General features: G+C 60.9%; 27 protein-coding genes. 18 read left to right on the forward strand and 9 right to left on the reverse strand.

Features of this window, described 5'->3' with window-relative positions; genetic code table 11:
* Positions 1-77: 77 nt before the first annotated feature.
* On the forward strand, positions 78-2,960 hold the full coding sequence (gene mobF, locus ABD022_RS02560) for a MobF family relaxase (RefSeq protein WP_343819900.1): 2,883 nt from the start codon (positions 78-80) through the stop codon (positions 2,958-2,960).
* Between the two features lie 10 nt (positions 2,961-2,970).
* Here the strand turns inward: mobF and ABD022_RS02565 are convergent, their stop codons facing one another.
* Complete coding sequence (locus tag ABD022_RS02565) at positions 2,971-3,471, reverse strand: GIY-YIG nuclease family protein (RefSeq protein ID WP_343819902.1); 501 nt, start codon at positions 3,469-3,471, stop codon at positions 2,971-2,973.
* A gap of 560 nt (positions 3,472-4,031) precedes the next feature.
* The gene (locus ABD022_RS02570; protein ID WP_343819903.1) at positions 4,032-4,268 is read right to left on the reverse strand and encodes a DNA translocase FtsK; all 237 of its coding nucleotides are present in this window, start codon (positions 4,266-4,268) and stop codon (positions 4,032-4,034) included.
* Positions 4,269-4,450: 182 nt separating this feature from the next.
* On the opposite strand from ABD022_RS02570, the gene ABD022_RS02575 reads away from it, so the two are divergent.
* From ABD022_RS02575 to arsH, 6 genes are all read left to right on the forward strand, one after another.
* A complete protein-coding gene (locus ABD022_RS02575) occupies positions 4,451-4,705 on the forward strand; it encodes a hypothetical protein (protein ID WP_343819905.1) in 255 nt (84 codons plus the stop codon).
* Positions 4,706-5,291: 586 nt separating this feature from the next.
* The gene (locus ABD022_RS02580) at positions 5,292-5,615 is read left to right on the forward strand and encodes an ArsR/SmtB family transcription factor (protein WP_343819907.1); all 324 of its coding nucleotides are present in this window, start codon (positions 5,292-5,294) and stop codon (positions 5,613-5,615) included.
* 4 nt (positions 5,616-5,619) lie between these two features.
* Complete coding sequence (locus tag ABD022_RS02585; RefSeq protein WP_343819909.1) at positions 5,620-6,117, forward strand: arsenate reductase ArsC; 498 nt, start codon at positions 5,620-5,622, stop codon at positions 6,115-6,117.
* Between the two features lie 7 nt (positions 6,118-6,124).
* Positions 6,125-7,204: an ACR3 family arsenite efflux transporter gene (gene arsB, locus ABD022_RS02590; protein WP_343819911.1), complete on the forward strand. Its 1,080-nt coding sequence runs from the start codon at positions 6,125-6,127 to the stop codon at positions 7,202-7,204.
* Between the two features lie 16 nt (positions 7,205-7,220).
* The gene (gene arsC, locus ABD022_RS02595) at positions 7,221-7,643 is read left to right on the forward strand and encodes an arsenate reductase (glutaredoxin) (protein ID WP_343819912.1); all 423 of its coding nucleotides are present in this window, start codon (positions 7,221-7,223) and stop codon (positions 7,641-7,643) included.
* Entirely contained in the window at positions 7,636-8,361 is a 726-nt protein-coding gene (gene arsH, locus ABD022_RS02600) for an arsenical resistance protein ArsH (protein WP_343819913.1), read from the forward strand. The genes arsC and arsH overlap by 8 nt, the downstream gene beginning before the upstream one ends.
* Before the next feature lie 37 nt (positions 8,362-8,398).
* Here arsH and ABD022_RS02605 read toward each other — a convergent pair whose 3' ends face one another.
* The 4 genes from ABD022_RS02605 to ABD022_RS02620 all read right to left on the reverse strand — a co-directional run bounded on the left by ABD022_RS02605 (position 8,399) and on the right by ABD022_RS02620 (position 11,756).
* On the reverse strand, positions 8,399-10,357 hold the full coding sequence (locus ABD022_RS02605) for a ParB/RepB/Spo0J family partition protein (protein ID WP_343819915.1): 1,959 nt from the start codon (positions 10,355-10,357) through the stop codon (positions 8,399-8,401).
* 14 nt (positions 10,358-10,371) lie between these two features.
* Positions 10,372-10,527, reverse strand: coding sequence for a hypothetical protein (locus ABD022_RS02610; protein WP_343819916.1), 156 nt, complete (start codon positions 10,525-10,527; stop codon positions 10,372-10,374).
* 86 nt (positions 10,528-10,613) lie between these two features.
* On the reverse strand, positions 10,614-11,102 hold the full coding sequence (ssb, locus tag ABD022_RS02615) for a single-stranded DNA-binding protein (protein WP_343819918.1): 489 nt from the start codon (positions 11,100-11,102) through the stop codon (positions 10,614-10,616).
* Positions 11,103-11,186: 84 nt separating this feature from the next.
* Entirely contained in the window at positions 11,187-11,756 is a 570-nt protein-coding gene (locus tag ABD022_RS02620; RefSeq protein ID WP_343819919.1) for a DUF6573 family protein, read from the reverse strand.
* Positions 11,757-12,393: 637 nt separating this feature from the next.
* Between ABD022_RS02620 and ABD022_RS02625 the strand changes: the two genes are divergently transcribed.
* Together ABD022_RS02625 and ABD022_RS02630 are read left to right on the forward strand one after the other, a co-directional pair.
* Positions 12,394-12,666, forward strand: coding sequence for a metal/formaldehyde-sensitive transcriptional repressor (locus tag ABD022_RS02625; protein WP_343819921.1), 273 nt, complete (start codon positions 12,394-12,396; stop codon positions 12,664-12,666).
* A 17-nt stretch (positions 12,667-12,683) separates the two neighbouring features.
* Positions 12,684-13,739 (forward strand): DMT family transporter, encoded by a 1,056-nt coding sequence (locus ABD022_RS02630; protein WP_343819923.1) that lies wholly within the window; start codon positions 12,684-12,686, stop codon positions 13,737-13,739.
* 94 nt (positions 13,740-13,833) lie between these two features.
* On the opposite strand, the gene ABD022_RS02635 is transcribed toward ABD022_RS02630, so the two are convergent.
* Entirely contained in the window at positions 13,834-14,364 is a 531-nt protein-coding gene (locus tag ABD022_RS02635) for a JAB domain-containing protein (RefSeq protein WP_343819925.1), read from the reverse strand.
* Between the two features lie 486 nt (positions 14,365-14,850).
* On the opposite strand from ABD022_RS02635, the gene ABD022_RS02640 reads away from it, so the two are divergent.
* The 3 genes from ABD022_RS02640 (at position 14,851) to ABD022_RS02650 (ending at position 17,337) form a co-directional block, all read left to right on the forward strand.
* The gene (locus ABD022_RS02640; RefSeq protein ID WP_343819926.1) at positions 14,851-15,075 is read left to right on the forward strand and encodes a DUF2188 domain-containing protein; all 225 of its coding nucleotides are present in this window, start codon (positions 14,851-14,853) and stop codon (positions 15,073-15,075) included.
* 162 nt (positions 15,076-15,237) lie between these two features.
* Positions 15,238-16,041, forward strand: coding sequence for a PD-(D/E)XK nuclease domain-containing protein (locus ABD022_RS02645; protein WP_343819928.1), 804 nt, complete (start codon positions 15,238-15,240; stop codon positions 16,039-16,041).
* Between the two features lie 18 nt (positions 16,042-16,059).
* Positions 16,060-17,337, forward strand: a complete 1,278-nt coding sequence (locus ABD022_RS02650) for an IS256 family transposase (RefSeq protein WP_275162860.1) — start codon at positions 16,060-16,062, stop codon at positions 17,335-17,337.
* A 141-nt stretch (positions 17,338-17,478) separates the two neighbouring features.
* Here the strand turns inward: ABD022_RS02650 and ABD022_RS02655 are convergent, their stop codons facing one another.
* Both ABD022_RS02655 and ABD022_RS02660 read right to left on the reverse strand, forming a co-directional pair.
* A complete protein-coding gene (locus ABD022_RS02655; RefSeq protein WP_343819930.1) occupies positions 17,479-17,715 on the reverse strand; it encodes a transcriptional regulator in 237 nt (78 codons plus the stop codon).
* 134 nt (positions 17,716-17,849) lie between these two features.
* Positions 17,850-17,978, reverse strand: a complete 129-nt coding sequence (locus tag ABD022_RS02660; RefSeq protein ID WP_343819932.1) for a hypothetical protein — start codon at positions 17,976-17,978, stop codon at positions 17,850-17,852.
* A gap of 619 nt (positions 17,979-18,597) precedes the next feature.
* Here ABD022_RS02660 and ABD022_RS02665 point away from each other — a divergent pair.
* From ABD022_RS02665 to ABD022_RS02690, 6 genes are all read left to right on the forward strand, one after another.
* Entirely contained in the window at positions 18,598-18,825 is a 228-nt protein-coding gene (locus ABD022_RS02665; protein ID WP_343819933.1) for a helix-turn-helix transcriptional regulator, read from the forward strand.
* A 138-nt stretch (positions 18,826-18,963) separates the two neighbouring features.
* Entirely contained in the window at positions 18,964-19,764 is an 801-nt protein-coding gene (gene xth, locus ABD022_RS02670) for an exodeoxyribonuclease III (RefSeq protein WP_343819935.1), read from the forward strand.
* A gap of 101 nt (positions 19,765-19,865) precedes the next feature.
* The gene (locus ABD022_RS02675) at positions 19,866-20,198 is read left to right on the forward strand and encodes a hypothetical protein (protein WP_325124218.1); all 333 of its coding nucleotides are present in this window, start codon (positions 19,866-19,868) and stop codon (positions 20,196-20,198) included.
* A gap of 12 nt (positions 20,199-20,210) precedes the next feature.
* Positions 20,211-20,855 (forward strand): guanylate kinase, encoded by a 645-nt coding sequence (gene gmk / locus ABD022_RS02680; protein WP_343819939.1) that lies wholly within the window; start codon positions 20,211-20,213, stop codon positions 20,853-20,855.
* Between the two features lie 12 nt (positions 20,856-20,867).
* Positions 20,868-21,071: a DNA-directed RNA polymerase subunit omega gene (gene rpoZ, locus ABD022_RS02685; RefSeq protein WP_325124216.1), complete on the forward strand. Its 204-nt coding sequence runs from the start codon at positions 20,868-20,870 to the stop codon at positions 21,069-21,071.
* A 14-nt stretch (positions 21,072-21,085) separates the two neighbouring features.
* A complete protein-coding gene (locus ABD022_RS02690) occupies positions 21,086-23,350 on the forward strand; it encodes a RelA/SpoT family protein (protein WP_325124215.1) in 2,265 nt (754 codons plus the stop codon).
* Positions 23,351-23,383 lie beyond the last annotated feature (33 nt).

Below are 23,383 nucleotides of genomic sequence, written 5' to 3' on the forward strand. Positions count from 1 at the left end.
CTCTTCTCTCCACAGTCGGCATTGACGCGCCTCTCATCCACTGGCTGATCTCTAACCACCCCCACCCCGGAGTCTCCATGATCTCGCACAGCCAGATCTATCGGGTCCGTGCGGCCCTCGCTACCCACTACTACGCCGACCAGGCCGATGACTACTACAGCCGCGACGGCAGCGCCGCGACCTGGCAGGGCGAAGGTGCCCGCCGCCTGGGCGCGGTCGGGGCAATTGATCCGGCCCGCTTCAAAGCCATGCTCCAGGGCGATTTTGGGCATGGCATCACGGCGGTCCAGTCGGTGCGCAAGGACGCCAAGGCCCGCGCCGCGCTGGATTTGACCTTTGGTGCGCCCAAAAGCATCACCTTGCAGGCGCTGATCGGCGGTGACGACCGCCTGATCCAGGCCAATGACGATGCCGTCGCCACGGCGCTGGCCTATGTGGAAAAGCACCTGGCCATGGGCCGACGCAAGGAAGGCGGCAAATCCCGTGTGGAACACACCGGCAATCTGATCATCGCCAAATTCCGCCATGAAACCGCACGGCCCACGGAAGGCGCGGCCCCCGATCCCCATTTGCATGTCCACGCCCTGCTGATGAACCTGACGCAGCGGGCCGATGGTCAATGGGTCGCGCTGTCCAATGAACAGATTTTCCAACTCCTGCGCGTCACGGATTCCATCTACCAGGCCACGCTGGAACGCAATGTCCGGGCGCTGGGTTACGCCGTGCGCCATGAGAAAAACCATATCGAACTGGCGCACATCAGCCGTCAGCAGATCGAGTTTTTCAGCAAACGCAGCACCGGCATCACGGCTGAACTGTCTGCACGCGGCACCCGCCGCGACCAGGCCCCCCATGCACTGCGCCAGGGTATCAACCTGGCCCACCGGCAAGCCAAGGCCCAGGACATGAGCCGCACCGCATTGCATCAGACCTGGAAGGAGGCCGCTGTCGCCATCGGCATTCAGTTTGGGCAGGCGGGGCCACAGGCCCAGCCGCAGCACGAAGCGGAACAATCCTCCCCACTGGTGGCCCAGGCATCGTTGACCTGGGCCATTTCGCATCTGGCCGAACGCGAATCGGTCATGCCCCTGGCCGATCTGCTGCAACAGGCGGTGCGCCACGCCGGGGGCCATGCCGATGTGGCCGCCATCCAGGCACAGGTCCAGGCAGGCCCCCTGATCCGCGAAGCGCCTCACTACCGCAGCACCCAGGACACCCAGGCGGCACCCATGACCCGTGAGGGCTGGGCCGCCGAGGTCGTGCGCCTGGGCGGATCGTCCCATGAGTCTGCCTTGCAGCTCGTAGACCAGGCCATTGCCCAGGGACGGCTGCTGATGGAAAGCCCGCGCTACGCTACCCGTCAGGCGCATGAAGCCGAATCCCGCATCCTGGCGGCGGAACAGACCGGGCGCGGCACCTGGCGGGCCGCCCTGCCCGCCCAGGCCATCGAAACCGGGCTGGATACCCGTCTGACCGCCGGGCAACGGGAGGCGGTCATGCTGATTACCACGGACGCCGACCAGATCAGCGGCATCCAGGGGCTGGCCGGTACGGGTAAATCCTTCGCGCTGCAAAACGCCCAGACGGTGCTGCAACAGCACAACCGGACCTTGGTGGCGCTGGCCCCCTACGGCAACATGGTGCGCAACCTGCGCAACGATGGCGTCCAGGCCAATACCATCGCCTCGGTGCTGGCCGCCCGTGACAAACGCAGCTTCACGGACCGCCTGGGGCCGCACACCGTGGTGGTCATTGATGAGGCCGGGGTGGTGCCCGTACGCCAGATGGACAAACTGCTGGCGCTGATCCAGCCGACCGGGGCCAAGGTGGTGCTGCTGGGCGACACGGCACAGACCAAGGCCATCGAGGCGGGCCGCGCCTTTGCCATGATGCAGGAACAGGGCATGAAAACCGTCCTCATGGGCGACATCCAGCGCCAGCGGTCCGAACGGCTGCGCCAGGCCGTGCAACTGGCCGCCACCGGCCAGGCCAGCCAGTCCCTGCCGCTGCTGGATCAGGTGCTGACCATCCCCGATCAGTTCGGCGTGGATGAACACGGCCACAAGACCCGCGACAGCTCTGGCCGCTATGAGGCCATTGCCCAGGCCTATGTCTCGCTCCCTGAGCGCGAACAGGCCAGTACCCTGGTCGTCACCGGCACCAATGCCTCTCGCCAGGCCATCAATGCCCACATCCATGCGCTGCGCGGCCTGGAGGGTAAAGGCCAGCGTTACCAGCTGCTGGCCCGCCACGACACCACTCGCGCTCAGCGCAGCGTGGCCCGTTACTACACCGTGGGCGATATCGTGGTGCCCGAACGGGACTACCAATGCGGCCTGAAACGCGGTGAACGCTATCGCGTCATCGGCATGCCCCAGCATGACCGCATCACGGTGGCCGCCCTGCACCCGGACGCAGCCGACCAGCCCCCCATCGACATCATCCCCAGGACGATGAGCCGCCTGTCGGTCTACCACCTGAACGAATCGGAGCTATCCGTAGGGGATCAGGTCCGCATCACGCGCAATGATGCCCGCCATGATCTGGTCAACGGTCAACTGGCCAAGGTAGTCGAGGTCCTGGCCGACCGCATCACCATCGCGGCAGGCAACCGGCACATCACCCTGCCCGCCGACCAGCCGCTGCACCTGGACTATGCCTATACCAGCACCGCGCATAGCGCCCAGGGGCTGACCTGCGACCGGGTGCTGTACAACGCGGAAAGTTTCAGCCGCACCACGGCCCAGGACACCTATTACGTCAGTATTTCTCGGGAACGGCATGCCGTCACGGTGTTCACCGACGATGCGGAAAAACTGCCAGAACGGGTGGACCGGCAGGGGTATAAAGGACTGGCACATGATCTGAAATTAATAACAAACAAAGACCTGAATTCAAGCCGAAGCGATCACGATTTCAACCTCTCTCAAAGGGTGCCTGAGCTAGAAATTGAATCATGACCTAATGGCTCTATCCGATCTGCTTGTTGAACAACGGCAATTTTTTATGCCGCTTCAGGTGAACGGTATGCAAATACACTTCCGCCAGCGATACCACTTCAGGGTCAGAGAAGGTAATTACACCAAGTCCCGCCTTACCGTTCAAGACTTCAGCTTCGTATTCTGCTGCTTCAGGTTCAGCTCGAAAACAGTGTTTTGGAAAAACCCAGACCCCGCCCGTGTCATGCTCCGGTGTCTTTACATGATCCCATACCCGTTCATGGAGATTGTTCTTCGTAGCTTTTCCGATATAAATAATCTGACCTTGGGAACAAGTGAAAAAATACAGACCACTTTGGGACCCAATCCCATCGCCCCTTATCAAAAAGCCGGGATCTTCGGAATCAGTCCGATCGCCAATAGCACGCCGCCCACCTTTGTCAAAGGCAAGTTCAATATGGACCTGGCTGAACATGTCTGGCATAGCGGCAGCCAGCTTCCGAACCTCATCAAACGCTTCTTGAACCTTCATCTCTTCATACCTCCTTGGTCGAGAATTGGCTACGATCCCCTGAGTCACAGACTTCGCACGATTCATCAAATTTGGCAACGTCCATGCAAATTAGCGGGCTCACAATATCCTGGCCCTCCAGGGAATAGTAGATAAAATTTGACACCATAGCGGCGTGCAAGCTTACAGGCCTAGGATCGACCTAACGTATTGAATTTTACAATATGTTTCATTTACCCAGCAATCTATTAATTCTTCTTCTAAGTCGCAGCAGGACCGGATCAAACTTTTCCAGCAAGGAAATCTGGACACCTTCAAACCATGGTCCTCTTTGACCGCCGACCTGTATGCAGGCTGTCTAATGGCCGTAGCCATCGCGTCTTCAAAACGTATCCGCAGTGTCTGGGACATGCACCGCATCTGTCACAACGCCGCCCCCAAAGCGCCGCCCTTCTGTTTCTAGCCTGTCTCCCAAACTAATTTTCCCACCTCCCGCAAAATTGCTACGGCCATGTTGGCTACAGACGTAGCCGAAATTCATACCATCTGATCAATAATGTGCGCGACTCCGATTCAACCATTCAGAAAAACTCTGGATTCTCCCTGGCATCGCTCATCAGAACTTGATGCTGTCCTTGTGCGTCTATTGGACCAACCAAACCTTGGTCCTCTAAAGACTGCATAATTGCTAAAGCCTTACCATATCCGATGCGCAAGTGAATCTGAAAGAGGCTTACTGACACCCACCGCACCTGGCTAGAAACAGCTTTAGCCAACTTCTCAAGCTCTGGATGATACAAGGTCGCCCGTTCATTCATAGTGATTTCTCCTGGTCGCAATTGAGTGCGCCGTAATGCTCAACGAGGAAAACAGGCTCGAAGGCAGCCTAACGTTCGCTGTGCCGTAATCGATCCTGCCGCCATTTGTCTGCTACAGCGTCAATTGGGCAGAATGAGTATTCCTCTCTACGCACAGCGCCCAGGGGCTGACCTGCGACCGGGTGCTGTACAACGCGGAAAGTTTCAGCCGCACCACGGCCCAGGACACCTATTACGTCAGCATTTCGCGGGAACGGCATGCCGTCACCGTCTTCACCGACGATGCGGAAAAACTGCCAGAACGGGTGGATCGGCAGGGGTACAAAGGGCTGGCGCATGACCTGGTGCAATCGCAGATTCCACACCCCGTCACGCAGCCACATGATCCGCAAACCGCCCTTGATGCGCAGCCGGCCCCAGCCCTCGAAATCGAATGACGCCAGCCTGTCTGCCATCCGTCCCCAGACTGTCGCGCTGAAGTCCCCAGGCAGTATTGCTCATGCCCTGCGCGTGTCGCAGCAATGTCGCCGCCTTGTCTCCATCATGTCCCAAGGGTGTCTCTAGCCCGGCATTTACCCAGGTAGCACATCCGTCTACGGCGCTTTAGGCCACGGCTGTGGCCGCCAGTTCCGCCGATAGACCAATGCTTTAGGTGATCCCGGTGCCCTATGTGTTCCACAATCCCGGATTCAGCCCAATCCCCGCAAACCCTTGGTGGGCAAGGCTTTCCGGCACCCTGCCAGGGGTGCGTCATGTGTGGGACGTTTAAGGCCACAAATGAGCGCCAGCGAATTTGGGGACAAACGGCCCAGCCTGACCGGAAACCGGGCAGGCAGCGTCACACGGCAGGGACCCAGGCGCAGCCTGGGAAGTGGACGATACGGCGCAAGACCAGCATGGCATAGACCATCAATAGAACTTGACCAGCAACACAATGCACTACGCTTCTAGCAAGCGTAGATCGAGCGGAATCAATCAACAGAAAATAATTCAATTATTCCATTATTGTTGTATTATTGATTCATGAACGAGACTCAAACTGTTTCCGCCCTGAGCGCGCTGGCCCATGCACAGCGGCTGCGTGTGTTTCGCGCCCTGGTCATCGCCGGCTCCGAAGGACGGACCCCCAGCGCCCTGGCGGACCAACTGGCCGTGGCCCGCAACACCTTGTCTTTCCATCTGAAAGAACTCGCCCATGCGGGCCTGGTCACCATCGAGCAACAAGGCCGCAACCTCATCTATCGCGCCGACTTTGCCCAGATCAACGGGCTGCTGGGCTATCTGACTGAACACTGCTGCCAAGGCGGCGTGTGCGAAATCTCCGAATCCACCCACTGTGACTGCTGAAACCATGACCACCAACACCCCCTACAACGCACTGTTCATCTGCACAGGTAACTCCGCCCGCTCCATCCTGGCTGAAGGCATCCTCAACGAATTGGGCCAAGGCCGCTTTCGCGCATACTCGGCGGGCAGCCATCCTAAAGGTGAGGTGCACCCGTTGGCACTCGACACGCTGAAACGGCTGAATATTCCTGCGGCTGATTACCGTAGCAAAAGCTGGGATGAGTTTGTGGCACCCGGTGCACCGCTGTTCGATTTCATCTTCACGGTCTGCGATAACGCAGCCGGCGAAGTCTGCCCTCTTTGGCCCGGCAAGCCGGTTTCAGCGCATTGGGGGGTTCCCGACCCAGCAGCGGTTGAAGGCTCCGAAGAACAAAAAGTCAAAGCCTTCAAAGACACCGCATTGATCCTGCGCCGCCGCATTGAACTGTTCGTGTCGCTACCTTTCGAACGCCTGGATGCCATGTCCTTGCAACACAAACTGCGTGACATCGGCAAGCAGTGAGACGCCCATGACTACAGCAACCGAATCAGCCCACACTATGCCGGCTGCCTCGACCATGAGTGTCTTCGAACGCTACCTGACGGTGTGGGTGCTGCTGTGCATCGTCGCCGGGATTGCGCTCGGCCAATTCGCCCCCACGGTCTTCCAGGCCATCGGCCGCCTGGAAATAGCTCAGGTCAACCTGCCCGTCGGGCTGCTGATCTGGATCATGATCATCCCCATGCTGCTCAAGGTGGACTTCGGCGCACTAGGCCAGGTCAAACAACACTGGCGCGGGATCGGCGTCACCTTGTTCGTGAATTGGGCGGTCAAACCGTTCTCGATGGCCCTGCTGGCCTGGATCTTCATCCGCCATGTCTTCGCCGATGCGCTGCCGGCCGATCAGCTCGACAGCTACGTCGCCGGACTGATCCTGCTGGCTGCAGCCCCCTGCACAGCCATGGTGTTCGTCTGGAGCCGGTTGACGGGTGGTGACCCCGTATTCACCCTGTCCCAGGTCGCCTTGAACGACACCATCATGGTGTTTGCCTTTGCACCCATCGTCGGCCTGCTGCTTGGCTTATCGGCCATCACGGTGCCGTGGGATACGCTGCTGGTGTCCGTAGCACTCTACATCGTCATCCCCGTCCTCATCGCACAGGTATGGCGGCGCACCTTGTTGCGGCGTGGCCAGGCGGCCTTCGATGCCGCCCTGGCGCGGATCGGCCCGCTGTCCATCGCGGCCTTGCTGCTCACCCTGGTGCTGCTGTTCGCTTTTCAGGGCCAGGCCATCCTGCAACAGCCGCTGGTGATCGCGATGCTGGCCGTGCCGATCCTGATCCAGGTGTTCTTCAACTCGGGGCTGGCCTACTGGCTCAATCGCAAGATGGGCGAAAAACACAACATCGCCTGCCCTTCGGCCCTGATCGGCGCGAGCAACTTTTTCGAACTGGCGGTCGCCGCCGCCATCAGCCTGTTCGGATTCCAGTCCGGCGCAGCATTGGCCACCGTCGTCGGTGTGCTGATCGAGGTGCCCGTAATGCTGCTGGTCGTACGCGTGGTCAACCAATCACGCGGCTGGTACGAATGCCGCCCCGCTACACATTGACGCTAAAACCCCACCTATGAGCACCATCACCCTCTATCACAACCCGGCGTGCGGCACGTCCCGCAATACGCTGGCCTTGATCCGCAACAGCGGCGAAGAACCCACCATCATCGAATACCTGAAAACGCCACCCGACCGCGCCACGCTGGTCCAGCTGCTGGCCGATGCGGGCCTGAGCGTACGCGACGTGCTGCGTGAAAAAGGCACCCCCTACGCCGAACTTGATCTGGGCAATCCGAAATGGACGGATGCGCAGTTGCTCGACTTCATCGAACAACACCCTGTCCTGATGAACCGGCCCATCGTCGTGACGCCACTGGGTACGCGCCTCTGTCGGCCATCAGAAGAGGTCCTGGACATCCTGCCCCAGCCGCAGCGAGGTGCGTTCAACAAGGAAGATGGCGAACCTGTGATTGATGCGGAGGGCCGCCGTGTCTGAACCGCTGCAGATGGATTTGCCCCACCTCGACACCGCGCTGTTCCAGCAGCCCGACGCCCAGCAGTTATTCAATCCGGCACGGGCGACCCATGCCCCGCGCTTTCTGCTGCTGTACGGCTCCTTGCGCGAACGCTCGTACAGCCGCCTGGCCGCCGAAGAAGCCGCGCGCATCCTGCGTGCGCTCGGTGGCGAAACCCGGATGTTCAATCCGTCGGGATTGCCCCTGGTGGATGACGCCCCGGCGGATCATCCTAAAGTGCAGGAGCTGCATGCACTCACGCAATGGGCAGAAGGCATGGTGTGGTGTTCGCCTGAGCGGCATGGTGCCATGACCGGGCTGATGAAAACCCAGATCGACTGGATTCCGCTATCCGTCGGTGCGGTACGCCCCACGCAAGGCAAAACACTGGCCGTCATGCAGGTCTCGGGAGGTTCACAATCATTCAATGCCGTCAACCAGATGCGGGTGCTGGGCCGCTGGATGCGGATGCTGACGATCCCGAATCAGTCCTCGGTGGCCAAGGCGTGGCTGGAGTTCGATGAGGCAGGCCGCATGAAACCGTCCGCCTACTATGACCGCATCGTGGACGTCATGGAAGAGCTGATGAAATTCACGCTGCTGACACGCGACAGCGCGGCGTATCTGGTGGATCGCTATAGCGAACGCAAGGAAAGCGCAGACGCACTGAGCCAGCGTGTGAATCAGGCAGCAATCTAAAGCAATGAGCCGCAGAAGCGGCCCGATGAACGGCGGTTTATGCCACCAGGGCGGGATCAGGGGACCGGACCCGCATAGGTTCCGGTATCCAACGCTTCCCAGCCAGGGCCAGGGTCGCAGCCTCAACGGCTGCGGGCTTCTTCATCGCAGACAGGGGCAGCGCAGCATCAGCGCCTGCACCATCGGTCACAGCCTGGGCAATCATGCCCTTGCTGACATGCTGTAGAAAACTTGGCCCGGTAGGCTCCCACCATTCAACCAGGTCAGTACCTGCGGTCGTGGCCAGGACATCAAGCGGCGTTGCATGATCGAGTGCGTGGCTCTCAATGCCCTGCACCGTCCCGGCCACGATGAACGCCAGCAGGTCCACCAGTGTTTGCTGGTCTTGGGCCAGCGCCCAGGCCAGGACATCGGTGATATGCCCGTTTTCGTCTGTAGGCAACACATCCAGCCAGTGCCGCCGCAGACCACCCATCGTTTTTGCCGCCTTGCTGTCGGCGTAGTCCGGCGCGTGGGTGTCGATGGGTTCCGTGTGCAGCGACACGCCCAGGCCAAACCCCCGCGTGTATCCTTTCCCCAACTGATCCTGGGCAAGCTGCGCCACCAGGACGGCCAGCGCAATCGCAGGTTTCCCGGCCAGATCGGCAGCGACGGCGGCGACCTTGTTGGCCGTCAACTGGCGCATCAGCCGTTCAGAATACGCGGGCCGCGTGGTCGGTGCTGGCAGTGAAGTGCGCAGCGCCGGGGTATCGCAGCCCTCGCCCTCTGCGGCCTGGACCGCCGCCTGCACAGCGCGGCGATCTTCGGGTCGGATCAGCCCATAAGTGACATCCAGCGCCCCGCTGCGGTCGATGTAGACGCCGACTCCGGCGATTTTCTTGGCTTCATCCGGCCAGACCTTGGCGGCGTTCGTGATAGCCGTGCGCTGCGTTCGCAGCGGTTCCAGTTCCTGGGCCAGCCGATCCCAGGTTTCTTCATCGGCACCGTTAGCATCTTCCAGCGCCTCCATTTGGCCCGCAATGGCGTCTATTTTTTTCGTCAGCGCCTTGACCTGGGCGGCTTCGGCTTTCGTCAGTGCGCGGGGTTCGGCGTGGACTTGGCCGTATTTGTTGCTATAGCCGGTCCAGCCTGCTTCACCGGCTGACAGCACCGCCTCAATCCAGGCCCAGCCCTCGCCCAGCCGCGCCAGCTCCGCCTGCATTTTGTCGGCTGCGATGCCTTGCAAAATATCCGGGTCATGCAGGTAAATCCTTTGCAAATCGCCATCTGCTGCAAACAGGTCCCGCGTCATCCGGCCCCCTGCTGCCTCGTAGGCATCCAGACCGACATACTTGGCCAGGGCATGATCAGCGGTCCAGGCTTCATCCGTCAAACGATGGCGGATGCTGGACGGGTTGGCATTTTTCCGGTCCCAGGCATCCATACGCGCCCATTGCTCCCGCTGCCGGTCGTGGTCGTCGGTAATCGCAAAGGCCATGAGAACCGCTAGGCTCATTTCGTCATTCTGGTATGCCTGGATCAGTTCGGGTGCAACATGGGCCAGCCGCATGCGCCCCCGGACAAAGGCCGGATCTTTGCCGTAGCGGGCGGCGACATCATCCACCGTCGCGCCCTGCTCCAACAGTGTGGCGAACGCCCGGAATTCATCGACCGGGTGCATGTCCTCGCGGATGATATTTTCAGCCAGGGAGGCATCCAGCCCCTGGGTGCCGGGAACGATCAGGACCGGGACCGGACGATCAGCGGGCCACCGGCCATCCTGCATCAGCAACTGGATCGCGGCCCAGCGTCGGCCCCCGGCAACCGCTTCATACTGACCGCGTTTTTTCCCTTTCACGACGACAAGGTTTTGCAGTAAACCCTGGGCGGCGATGGATGCGGCCAGTTCGGCCAGGGGCTTCTGCCCCGGCTTTTTGCGGGCTTGGTAGCGGTCCGACAAAATGAGGGATTTGGGCAAAATTTCCGTGCGGCCTGCGGTGGGCATGTCCGTAGTCATGATGTCGGCCCCCATCAATGGATCGTCTTGGATTCGTGCGCGGCAGGCTGGCGCAGCAGCTTGACCAGCGCCGCGATGTCGCGGCCCTTGAGTGCCGGCAGACGCATGGGCGTATGCGCGTCATGGACGGCCCGCACATAAATATCGAGTTTGGTAAGATCATGTTTCATCGCTAGTGCTCCCTCAAAAATGTAGTAGCGGTGTGTGCCCCTGGATCGGTTGCCGCCGCCCAGGGGCTTTTTGCATTTGGCTGGATTTAGAACGGGATGTCCGGATCATCGGCCAGATTGCTGGCCGCAGGCTGCGCAGCAGGTGCGGCGCTGCGCCCACCCCGTTTGCGCGGCTGCGCGGGCTTGCCGGTCTTGGGGCCGTCCTCGCCTGCACCGTCGCCCGCAGCAGGGCCACCGTCACGGCCACCCAGCATCTGCATCTGGTCGGCCACGATTTCGGTGCTGTAGCGGTCCGCGCCGGTTTCCTTGTCCTGCCATTTGCGCGTTTTCAGACGGCCCTCGATGTAGACCGAACGGCCCTTCTTCAAATACTCGCCCGCGATTTCGGCCAGGCGGTTGTAGAACACCACCCGATGCCATTCTGTTTCCTCGCGCTTCTCGCCCGTGGCCTTGTCCTTCCATTGGGTCATCGTGGCAACCGAAGCATTGCAGATCGCGGCACCGTCCGGGCTGTAGCGCACTTCGGGATCGCGGCCCAGGTTGCCGATGAGGATGACTTTGTTGACTGATGCCATGGTGTTTCTCCTTGCTTTCCGTGGTTGGGATTTCAGCGACAGCCGCTGTCAATGCTCCGCGCCGCGAAGCATTGGCCGGGGTTGTCAGTCCTCGTTGGGCTGGCTGATCGTGATGACCGGCTCACCGGCATCCCCGGCACCGATGCGCATGGTCAGCACTGCGCTACGCGGGCGGATGCCCCGGCCTTCGCGTGGCACCCGCAGCACTTCAAAGGCGCAGCATCCAGCCCCGGCCGCCCGCCGTGCGGCCCGGTGCGCCATCCACACGACATCCCACAAGCGCCCCGCCTCGTCCTGGCTCGTCGCCTTGCGCCGGTCGGTTTCTTCGGTCCACTCCACACAATCGGCCCAGGCGGCGCGGGTCATGGCGACCGGCACCGTAAACCCGGCTTCGCAGGCCGTCGCGGTCACATCCACCAGCACACCATCTGCGACCGCCTGAGCGCGGCTGTAGGCATGGATCAGGTCTGATGCTTCAAACAGCTTGTTCATGGGTTTCCATCCTTCAAAAAAGCCTTTTGGGGCTGGTTTTTCTGCTGACCGGATTCGAAGATTCTTGAGCCGGATCGTTGATGCGATGTGGGGGGATTGATCCTGGCTCCCGGTGTTGCCGCCGTCTTTCGTGAGTTCCGTCGCCGTGCCGATCTGGACCATGCAGCGGCCAGCCGGAGAGGGTCGTGGAATAAATGGAGGGGACCCGCGCAGCGGGGAGGCAGCCGTTTATGCCGCGAAAGCCCTCGGAGGCTGGACGCGGAGTGGTACACGTCGGCGATTCAGGCGGCGGAACTCACGAAAGACGGGGATGTCGGCAGTGGCGCGGATCTGTCGCCCCACATCGGCTGCGCGGCGAGCGCCCCTAGTCGCGCCCGCACGGGCGCGGCTCCATCTGCGGCCAGCGGCCGCCTGGCAAACGCAGTGCGCAGCGCCGCAAGGCGCGAAGGCGTGAGGGATGGAAGCCCGCCAGGGTCAAGACCCGGCACGGGGCTTGATGCGCAGCACGACAGCCCGACCCCGACGCCCACGGCGGCGGGGACACGTTCAGGTTTGACGGCAATGGGGTGTTGATCGGGGCGCAACCCACAGAAACCGGATGAGGACCCGGCAACGCGCCCCTGATCAGGCTAGGGTCTTTCGAGTCCGAGGGGCTTTTGTGTCAGATACAGAAGACAGGGCAATGAATGTATAGCTGCACACCATAGGTCAGTTACAGCCCCGTTTTTTTCAACGTCTTACCTTGATCTGAAGTTTTTATTTAATATAGTCCCCTAGACTATATTAATCATACTCCATCATGTCCCATACCTCCCGTGAAAAGGCCAAACTGATCGCACGCGTTCGCCGTATCAAGGGTCAGCTCGAAGGCATCGAACGAGCGCTAGAACTGGAAGTGACCTGTGCAGAGGTACTGCGCCAGCTCGCCTCCGTCCGTGGCGCAGTCAGTGGCCTGACAGCCGAAGTGATGGAAGATCATCTGCGTGAGCACGTCCTGGCCCCCTCAGACGACAAGGCGCGTTTTCAAGGCGGTGAAGAAATGATCGAAGTCATCCGAGCCTACATGAAATGAACCAGCCTAGGCCCGTTATGCCGCACGTCTCCATCCGTTGGCCAGCGCTGCGCGGCGGATTGCTCGCCTTGCTGGCCGCTGCATTGTTTGGCATCAGTACGCCACTGGTCCAGCTCATCGGTACAGGTGTCGGCACTTTCTGGACCGCATCACTGCTCTACGCGGGCGCCGCGATCATTGGGGTGTGCTCACGTCAGCAGGTGGACAAAGAAGCCCGGGTCAAGCGTGGCGACCTATCACGTTTGCTGTGGATGGCCGCCTTTGGGGCCGTATTGGGACCAGTAGCGCTAGTCTGGGGCCTACAGCACACCAGTGGTACCGGTGCTTCACTGATGCTCACACTCGAAGCCTTGTTCACCGCCTTGCTGGCACGACTGCTCTACGGCGAAACCATGGATCGGCGTGTTTGGGTCGCCATGTTGCTTCTGCTGGCGGGAGGCATGGCTTTGGTACTCGATCAGGGTCGCCAAGGCAGCAGCCAGCTCTGGGGGCTGCTCGCAGTGTTTGTTGCCACAATGGCGTGGGGAGCGGACAACACGCTGTCACGCGCCCTGGCCGAGCGCGATCCCGGACAAGTCGTGCTCGGCAAGGCCGTTCTGGGTGCTTTGGCCACGGCCATTCTCGCTGCGCTCTCGGGCGATCCGCTGCCCTCATGGGGCTCAGCACTGGGGCTGATGGTCATAGGTGCTACCGGCTATGGCCTGAGCCTGCGCTTTTACCTGCTGGCACAACGTGCCTTCGGCGCGGCGCGCACAGGATCGGTATTTGCATTTGCACCCTTTATCGGCGCGGCCCTTGCCATTGTGCTAGGCGACCGTAGTGGCACATGGGTGATGGCAATCGGTGGGCTGCTGATGGTGCTGGGGGTGATACTGCACCTGGCGGAATCGCACAACCATGAACATACGCACGAGCGGCTGGAACATGAGCACGCGCATCGCCACGATGACGGCCATCACAATCACACGCACGACCCGATGCCGATAGGAGCACACAGCCATCCCCATGTACATGAACCCATGGTTCATGCGCATCCGCATGTCCCAGATGCGCACCACCGGCACACGCACTAGCGCGCAAGCTGGCCCGGTTAATTCAGACCCAGAGGCAGGGCGGCAAACCCGCCCTGGTACAGGGCGGGGCCGCAGCCCCACCCTGCCGACCGCCTTACACCTGACCGCGTTCAGCCAGGGAAACCGCCTGGGTTGCTGCAACCACGACATGATCCAGCAAGCGCACATCCACCAGGGCCAGCGCCTGCTTGAGTTGCCGCGTCATGCTCACATCAGCCGCGCTGGGTTCAGCCAGTCCCGACGGATGGTTATGCGCCATCAGCAGCGCGGCGGCATTCACACGCAAGGCCGTTTTCACAATTTCGCGGGGGTAGATGCTGGCATGGCACAGCGTCCCGAAGGCCTGTTCGATGTAGCGGATCGGCTTTAACTGCGCGTCCAGATACAGGAACGCCGCACACTCATGACCCAGCCCGGCCAGCTTCGCCTGGAAAAACTGCACCACCCGTGCAGGCTGCGCCATCGGGTTGGACACAGAAATCAGGCTTTCAGCCGCCACCCGGCCCGCTGCCAGCACCTGATCATCGGACGCCAGCCGATAGCGCCCGCTGGGGCTGCGGACATACAGCGTATGCACATCGTTCATGTTGTCGTAGCCCAGCGCGGCGGTGCTGATTTCTTTCATGGTGTTCTCCTTTCGGGGTTATCCGGCTACCGGGGCCGAAGATTCCGAGCCTTCTGTAGGTTTTGCGGTGTTCGCAGTCCTACTGTCTGGCCCGGAGTGCCACCGTTGCCGTGAGTTCGTCGCCTTGCCGCGCTGGATCACGCAGGGACGACCGAAAAGGGGCGGGCACGGAGGCCGCAGCCCGCAGGAGAACGAAGAGAAACGAAGGGACCGGGTGAGTACCCGGCGAAGCGCACCCCTTGCAGGAAGGAACGCAGTGATACAGTCGGCGTTTTAGGCGGCGCACTCAGGGCAATGGCTGCCCGCACCATGGAGATGGACTGGGGACACTGGCCGCGCGGCGAGCGCCCCTACCGGACGGAGGACGGTCCAACTCATCAAAAACACCATATATAGATTATTTAAAAATCAAAACTACCATATATAGTATAAATGGCGTAAAATCCACTATGCATGCATCCACGTGCCTACATTTGGAGTCTTATCATGACTGGAAAAAATCAGTGGGTAGTGCCCAGAGAAGATGGCTGGGCGGTTCGTGGCGAGGGCAATAGTCGCGATACATCGCACCACGCCACACAACAAGAAGCAATCAATGCCGCAAAGGGGATCGCTCAAAATCAGGCCAGCGAATTGTTTATCCAGAACAAACAAGGCCAAATTCGAGAGCGTAATTCCTATGGCAATGATCCATTTCCCCCTAAGGGGTGAATTCGAGCAGACCGGGCTGCTCGCCGGTTTTGCAATCCAGCGGAGCCCGTTTTTCACTCCATATCGTCAAAATCCGCGCTAGTGAGCTGCGCATCAGCGAGGCAGTGTTCAAGAGACGGAGTGATCAGTCGCTCGGCTGTCGAAATGAAGGCATCGAGAATCATGGAATCCGCTCGCGCAATCAAAATCTTGGAACGGCAACGTGCCACCATTGACGAACTGCGCTCGTCTCGCCGTTCGCAGGAATTCACGAAATGGAAGCGCGACACAGAGGTTGCAGTTCAGAGGATTTTCGGAGCAGACAGCCGTCACCTGACAGATTTTTCCGAGATTCGTTACTCGCTGAGTGTCTTCACCACCGGTACGCCGGATTCCGACTTCCATGACGCGTATCTACGAGGGCTGGATACGGCAAAGTCCATTCTGTCATCGATGATCGACGAGATTCGTGAATACGACCTGGACTCGAACGCCGATAGCCCGACAAAGGCACTTGGCACGTTGGAGCAGGTGTGTCTGCGATTCCACATAGTCGCGCGACAGCTCCGTGTCCGCTACTCCAACAGAACGACACTGGAGATCGAAGATGAATACGACGTCCAAGACTTGCTTCACTCCTTATTGAAACTGAGTTTCGACGACGTGCGTCGGGAGGAATGGACGCCGAGCTATGCTGGTGGATCGGCAAGAGCCGATTTTCTACTGAAAGAAGAAGGGGTTGTCATCGAGGTGAAGAAGACGCGGCAAGGGCTCAGCGTCCCAGATATTGGCGCTCAGTTGCTGGTTGACATCGCCCGTTATCAGACGCACCCGGATTGCAAGCAGCTCGTCTGCTTCATCTACGACCCAGAGGGGCGAATTGGAAACCCGATTGGCCTTGAGCGTGACCTTGAAAAAACCCCGGCTAAGATGCCGGTGAGAGTCATCGGAGAGTGTCCAGAATTTTGTGGGCGAGGCATAACATGAGAGAAAACGATCATGGATATGCCCGTGAAACACAAGAAGCCATCTATTGCGGCCCAGGCGGCCGCCCGTACGGCCCGATTTCCGAAGCTGCCTGAGCATTTGCTGGACGGCCTGGTCGAAGGTCCGATGTCGGCCATGGAGGTCGAGGATCTGATTGATGCCTTTGGCAAGGCGGTGATCGAGCGGGCCATGGCTGGCGAGATGAACGCCCACCTTGGCTACCGTGCCGGCGAAGACAAGCCGGCCCAACAAGCCGACGAACGCAACGGCGTGAGCGCCAAGACGCTGTTGACCAAACACGGCTCGATGCGTGTTCAGTTGCCCCGCGACCGGGACGGTACCTTCGAGCCGGTCTTGATCCCCAAGCATGAGCGCCATTTCGCCGGGTTCGATGAACGCATCATCGCCCTGTACGCCCGAGGCATGAGCGTGCGCGAGATCCAGGCATTCCTGGCTGAGACCTATGGCACGGATGTCTCGCCCGAGCTCATCAGCGAGGTCACTGACGAGGTCATGACCGAGACGGTGGCCTGGCAGAATCGGCCCCTGGAGCGCATGTACCCGGTCGTGTTCTTCGATGCCCTGCGCGTGAAGATCCGCACCGACGGGCTGGTGGTCAACAAGGCGGTCTACCTGGCCCTGGGGATCGACGCTAACGGGGAGCGTGACGTGCTGGGGCTGTGGATTGAGCAGACCGAAGGTTCGAAATTCTGGCTCAAGGTCTTCAACGAGCTCAAGAACCGGGGCTGCCAGGACATTCTGATTGCCGTGGTCGATGGTTTAAAGGGCCTGCCCGAGGCCATCAACGTGGTCTTCCCGAAAACGACGGTGCAGACCTGCATCGTGCATCTGATGCGCAACAGCCTGGATTACGCCGGCTGGAAGGACCGTAAGTTGGTCGCCGCCGCCCTCAAGCCCATCTATGCCGCCGCCAATGAGCAACAGGCCAGAGAGGCGCTGGCCGCCTTCGCGGCTGGCCCTTGGGGCACGAAATATCCGACGATCGTGGCCGCCTGGGAGCGGGCCTGGGAACATGTGGTGCCGTTCTTCATCTTCCCACCCGATATCCGGCGCGTGATCTATACCACGAACGCCATCGAGAACATGAATCGGCAGCTGCGTAAAATCATCAAGAACCGGGGCCAATTCCCCAGCGACGAGGCGGCCGTCAAACTCCTATGGCTGGCGCTGCGAAACGTGCTGGCCAAGCCGTCACGATCGGTTCATACGTGGAAAGCAGCCATGAATCAGTTCGCCATCCTGTTCGGTGAACGGTTCACCGAGGCGAGGGATTAAACGATGTCAAACCGCCCCGCCCACAAAAAATCTGACACTCCCAGTCATCGTGGGTCCGAAGGGATCGTAGGGATCTATGCGATTCTGTCCATAACATGCAGCTGTGACAACCACCAAAACCTAGCAGCCACCACACACTTTTCAACCCTCTCCCCGCAATTCCGGCCAAATCTGCCACCAGTCATCCGGACGCAACTGCTTCCGGGTGACCCCTCCCCCCGTCAGTTCCTCGATCTCCACGCAGCGAATGATCGGCACCGGTCGCGTACCGGCTGCCCAGCCGCTGACGACCTGCACCGGCAGGCCAAGCTTCTGGGCGAGAGGTGTCATCCCGCCCATCAAGGTACAGGCGTGACGTACAGGTTGGAAGTCAGGCATATATGTTCATAACCACATCGTGAACATGGATTCTATTAGATAAATCAGCTATTTGGATGTGACGGAAGGTAGTGTCTTTGTGCAGTTTTTCTGCACAGAAGTTCAGCCTGAATCAGCCAGAATGTAACGTCATGTCAGATCAACAGCGCCAAGGCATGAAACGGCCTGAACTTCACTGAAACAAACTTGCCCTGCCCGCCTCTAGGGAGTGAGGCAATTTTAACGATCCCGGCACGGTCACAGGAAAAAACAATTTGCGTCATGGTTGTATCCCTCTAGTGTCCGGGATCAGCTACGCTCAACACTCTTCCAGTAAACCATTGAATTGTTTAGAAAAACAATCACCTTTGACGGTTATTGACATTACTAATCAATTTGATGAGAATAACCCCATCTGCTCATCGCAGACCGGCTCTTTAAAAAGCAACAACCGATAAATACTGCGCCCTGCCCGACACGCGGCATGCGATTGCGCAGCAACCTGCAACGCATCGGGGTTGAAGCAAAACCGATGAAATCCGCAACCAGCCGCCTGCCCCTCGCGTGGGGCGCTATGGCTGCCGGTCGCGGGGACTTCCCCAGCGGAAGCGCCCGGAGCGCCCACAACAGGTGCCCAACATCCAGGATGGCGACGTAATCTCACGATGACAGCGGGAAAGACCGCAGTCTCAGGCACCCAGACGAACCGCCATGCGCGGACCAGCGGCTGGCTCTGCCAGCGATGATCAAAGCACCCGACCCCCATCGCGGCATCTTGGCGGGTCGGCCTCCAGGGCTCTGACTAGCCCGCTTTGGCAGGCGCCTGTATGGGCCTCTACCAAAGTGCCCACACTCCCATTTTGGAATCACTATTTTCACCGGCCATCCGAAGAGGATTGACTCATGACAGTAGCAAGCACCTTCACCACGCATCCACCCCACCGCCCAGCGACTCGGGCACTGCTCTACCGCATCAACGTAGCAGAGGCAAAGCTGGGGGTTTCACGCTCCACGATCTACCGACTGGTCCATAACGGCGAACTGGAACTGGTCAAAATCGGCAAGCGATCCAGCGGCATCACGGCCACCAGCCTGCATGCCATGATCGAGCGGAACAAGATGCCCTGCTGATACCATAGTCGTATTCACGCAACACAAAGAAAAGACGCCCACCAGGCTCAAATTGGGTAGCTAGGTGGGTAGCTAGACCGAAAATTCAATGTGCGGTGACGTGATAACTATTTGATTATTAACGGAATTTAGAATCGAATGAAACTCGCCACCTGGAACGTCAATTCCCTGAACGTCCGCCTGGGCCACGTCCTGGACTGGCTGCAGGCCAACCCGGTCGACGCGCTGTGCCTGCAGGAACTGAAGCTGCCCGACGAAAAATTTCCGCACGAAGCGCTGCAGGCCGCCGGCTACCACGCCTGCTGGGCGGGCCAGAAGACCTACAACGGCGTCGCGATCCTGAGCCGGACGCCCCTGCGGGACGTGCAGCGCAACATCCCCGGGTACGACGATCCCCAGCAGCGCATCATCGCCGCTTCGCTGACCGGCCCGGACGGCCGGCCCGTGCGGCTGATCAGCGCCTATTGCCCCAACGGCCAGGCCGTGGGCAGCGACAAGTACGCCTACAAGCTGGACTGGTTCCAGGCGCTGCGCGACTGGCTGGACGGGGAAATCGCCCGCCACCCGGACCTGGCGATCCTGGGAGACTACAACGTGGCGCCCACCGACGAGGATGTGCACGATCCTGCTGCCTGGGCGGGCGGGATCCTGGTCTCGGCCCCTGAACGGCAGGCTTTCCGCGACCTGCTGGAACTCGGCCTGCGGGACACCTTCCGCCTGTTCGAGCAGCCGCCACGCACCTTCAGCTGGTGGGATTACCGCCAGATGGGCTTCCGGCGCAATGCCGGCCTGCGCATCGACCACATCCTGGCGACTTCGGGCCTTGCTGCACACTGCCGGGAATGCACGGTGGACAAGACGCCGCGCGGATGGGAAAAACCATCGGACCACGCACCGGTGGTGGCGACGTTCGGCCCAACCCTGACCGCAGCAGCCTGAGCGGACCCTCCGCCTGGAGAGCCCTCAAACCCTCCGGCAGTGCCCGGGGCGCGTCGGCAATGCGTCTATAATCTAGGATCCGTCACACTTTCCCCACGCCCATGCCGCTCGACAGCCGACTGATTGCTCATCTCGATCGCGGGCTGGTGCTGGACATCACCCTGGAAGGCCTGTCCTTCCGGGTCTATGTGGCCCAGCGCGAAGCCGACGTCGAGCAGGTGGCGGAACTGGTCCCCGCGGAGCAGTTCCAGGGAGACGGTGACGTCCACGTCGCCGCGATCCACGATGGCGATGACGCCTCGGCGCAGATCCAGGACGTGCTCTTCAACCTGAACCCCGGCGATGCCATCGTCTTCCTGTGCACGGGCCCTCAGGCCTACGCCGAAGCGCTGGCCGAACTCGGCCAGCCCGATCAGGCATCGGCCGCACGCTGACACGAACCCGACATGACGCAGTCCTCCGGCAACATTTTCATGGTGGTCGCCCCCAGCGGGGCAGGCAAGTCCAGCCTGGTCAACGCCCTGCTGGACCGGGACCCAAGCCTGGCCCTGTCCATTTCCTGCACCACCCGCGCGCCCAGGCCCGGAGAACGCGACCAGGAGCACTACCGCTTCGTCTCCGTGGAAACCTTCCAGGCCCTGCGTGACCGGGGCGACATGCTCGAATGGGCGGAAGTCCATGGCAATTTCTACGGCACGCCCCGCGACCGGGTCGAGCAGGCCCTGGCCGCCGGCACCGACATCATCCTGGAAATCGACTGGCAAGGCGCTCTCCAGGTACGCCGCCACTACCCCCAGGCAATCGGCATCTTCATTCTTCCGCCTTCCATCGAGGCCCTGGAAACCCGCCTGAAAAAGCGCGGCCAGGATGCGCCTCAGGTCATCGCCCGCCGCCTGCTCGCAGCGGGCAGCGAAATGGCGCATGCCTCCGATTGCGAATATGTTATTATTAATCAAGAATTTAGCCTTGCCCTAGAACAGCTTCGGCACGTGATCTGTGCGGCACGCCTGCGTTATACGGCGCAATCCGTCCGGCATGCCGATCTGTTCACCCAACTGGGCATCCGCAAACCGCTGTCAAACGCTTCCTGAACCAGGACACATATGGCCCGCATCACCGTAGAAGACTGCCTCGAAAAGGTCCCCAACCGCTTCGACCTGACCCTGGTCGCGACCTATCGCGCCCGCGAACTCGCCCAGGGCCACGAGCCCCGCATCCAGAGCCACAACAAGCCCACGGTCACCGCACTGCGTGAAATCGCACAGGGCATGGTCGGCATCGAGATGCTGCGCAAAGTTCCCACCTGATTCCGGGGCGGGCCATGGCGTTTTCAGGCTTGCGCGGCGCGTCCTCCGGACTGCTCGCCGTCCTGCGCAAAGGCCCCCGCCTCCGGCGGCGCAAGCCGCACACGGCCCCGGTTCCGCAATCCGATCCCGCGCCCAGCCCAATCGCCTCGCTGGCCGGGCTCAACCAGATCATCTCGGGCTACCTCGGCCCGCGCGACATCGAGCGGATCCGGGAAGCCTACCGTTTCGCCGACAATGCCCACCTGGGGCAATTCCGCGCCAGCGGCGAACCATACATTTCCCACCCCATTGCCGTCACCGAGATCTGCGCCGGCTGGAAGCTCGACGCCGATTCACTGATGGCCGCGCTGCTGCACGACGTGATCGAAGATCAGAACGTCAGCAAGCAGGAACTGGCCGAGAAATTCGGTGTCGAGGTCGCGGAAATCGTCGACGGCCTGACCAAGCTGGAGCGCCTGGAATACGCCACGAAAGCCGAGCAGCAGGCCGAATCCTTCCGCAAGATGCTGCTGGCCATGGCGCGCGACGTGCGCGTCATCCTGATCAAGCTCGCCGACCGGCTGCACAACATGCGCACGCTGGATGCGGTGGGCCCCGAAAAACGCCGCCGCGTGGCGCGCGAGACCCTGGATATCTACACGCCGATCGCGCACCGTCTGGGGCTGAACGCGCTGTTCCGCGAACTGCAGGACCGCTGTTTCAAGGCCATCCACCCGAACCGCTACGCCGTTCTGCACAAGGCCATGATGGCCGCGCGCGGCAACCGCCGCGAAGTCATCTCGAAAATCGCCGAGGCCGTGCGCGCCGCCCTGCCCGCGGCCGGGCTGGACGCCGAAGTCTCCGGCCGTGAAAAGTCGCTCTACGGCATCTACAAGAAAATGGTCGAGCAGAAAAAGTCGTTTTCCGACGTGCTCGACATCTACGGCTTTCGCGTCATCGTCCATACCCTGCCGGAATGCTACCTGGCCATGGGCACCCTGCACCAGCTCTATCGCCCCGTGCCCGGCAAGTTCAAGGACTACATCGCCATCCCCAAGATCAACGGCTACCAGTCCCTGCACACGACGCTGATCGGCCCCTACGGCACGCCGGTGGAATTCCAGTTCCGCACCCGCGACATGGATCACGTGGCCGAAGAAGGCGTGGCGTCGCACTGGCTCTACAAAGAACAGAGCACCTCGCTCAACGACCTGCAGAAGCGCACCCACCAGTGGCTGCAGTCCCTGCTGGACATCCAGAGCCAGACCGGCGATTCGGGCGAATTCCTCGAACACGTCAAGGTCGATCTGTTTCCCGATGCAGTCTACGTGTTCACTCCGCAGGGCAAGATCCTGTCCCTGCCACGCGGTGCCACGCCGGTGGACTTCGCATACGCGATCCACACGGACGTCGGCAATCATGCCGTGGCCTGCAAGATCAACGGTGAGTTTTCGCCCCTGCGCACGGAACTGCACAGCGGGGACGCAGTGGAAATCATCACTTCGGCGGCTTCGCGGCCCAGCGCCCAATGGCTGAACTATGTGCGCACCGGCCGCGCACGTTCTGAAATCCGCCACTACCTGCGCAACGAGCGCTACGAGGAATCCGTGGCATTCGGCCGCCGGCTGCTGAATCAGGCATTCGACCAGCTGTCCATTCCCTACCCCAAGGACGACGATCCGCAATGGGAACGCCTGGCCCGGGGTTCGGGCGGTGCCTCGCGCACCGAGATCCTGGCCGACATCGGCCTGGGCAAGCGGCTGGCCGCCGTGGTGGCGCGCCGCTTCGCCCCGGAAAACGCCATGCTGGAGACCACTGCGATGGCGGTGGACGAGTTCACGTCCGTGACCAGTGCCCCCATCGTGATCCATGGCAACGAAGGCCAGGCAGTCCAGCTGGCGCCCTGCTGCGGCCCCCTGCCGGGCGATGCCATCATCGGCGGCATCCGCCTGGGCCATGGCCTGGTGGTGCACATGAGCGACTGCCCGGTGGCCAAGCGCCAGCAGGCGCGCGAACCCGAGCGCTGGATCCCGGTCATCTGGGATACCACCACCGCGCGGCACCTGACCACCCGGCTGGAGCTGACCGTGCTGAACGAGCGCGGCGTGCTGGGCCGCCTGGCGGCCGAGATCACCGAAGCCGATTCCAACATCATCCAGCTCACCATGCCTGACGAGGCCGCCTCCACGGCCCTGCTCAATATCGTGGTCCAGGTCGACAGCCGCAAACACCTGGCTCAGGTCATCCGCGCCATCCGGCACGTGCCCCAGGTCAAGAAGATCGTGCGTTCCAAAGGCTGAAAGCAGCAAGGACGCAATCAAAAGGCCTCGGGA

Source organism: Castellaniella daejeonensis, assembly GCF_039523555.1.
GTDB lineage: Bacteria > Pseudomonadota > Gammaproteobacteria > Burkholderiales > Burkholderiaceae_B > Castellaniella > Castellaniella daejeonensis.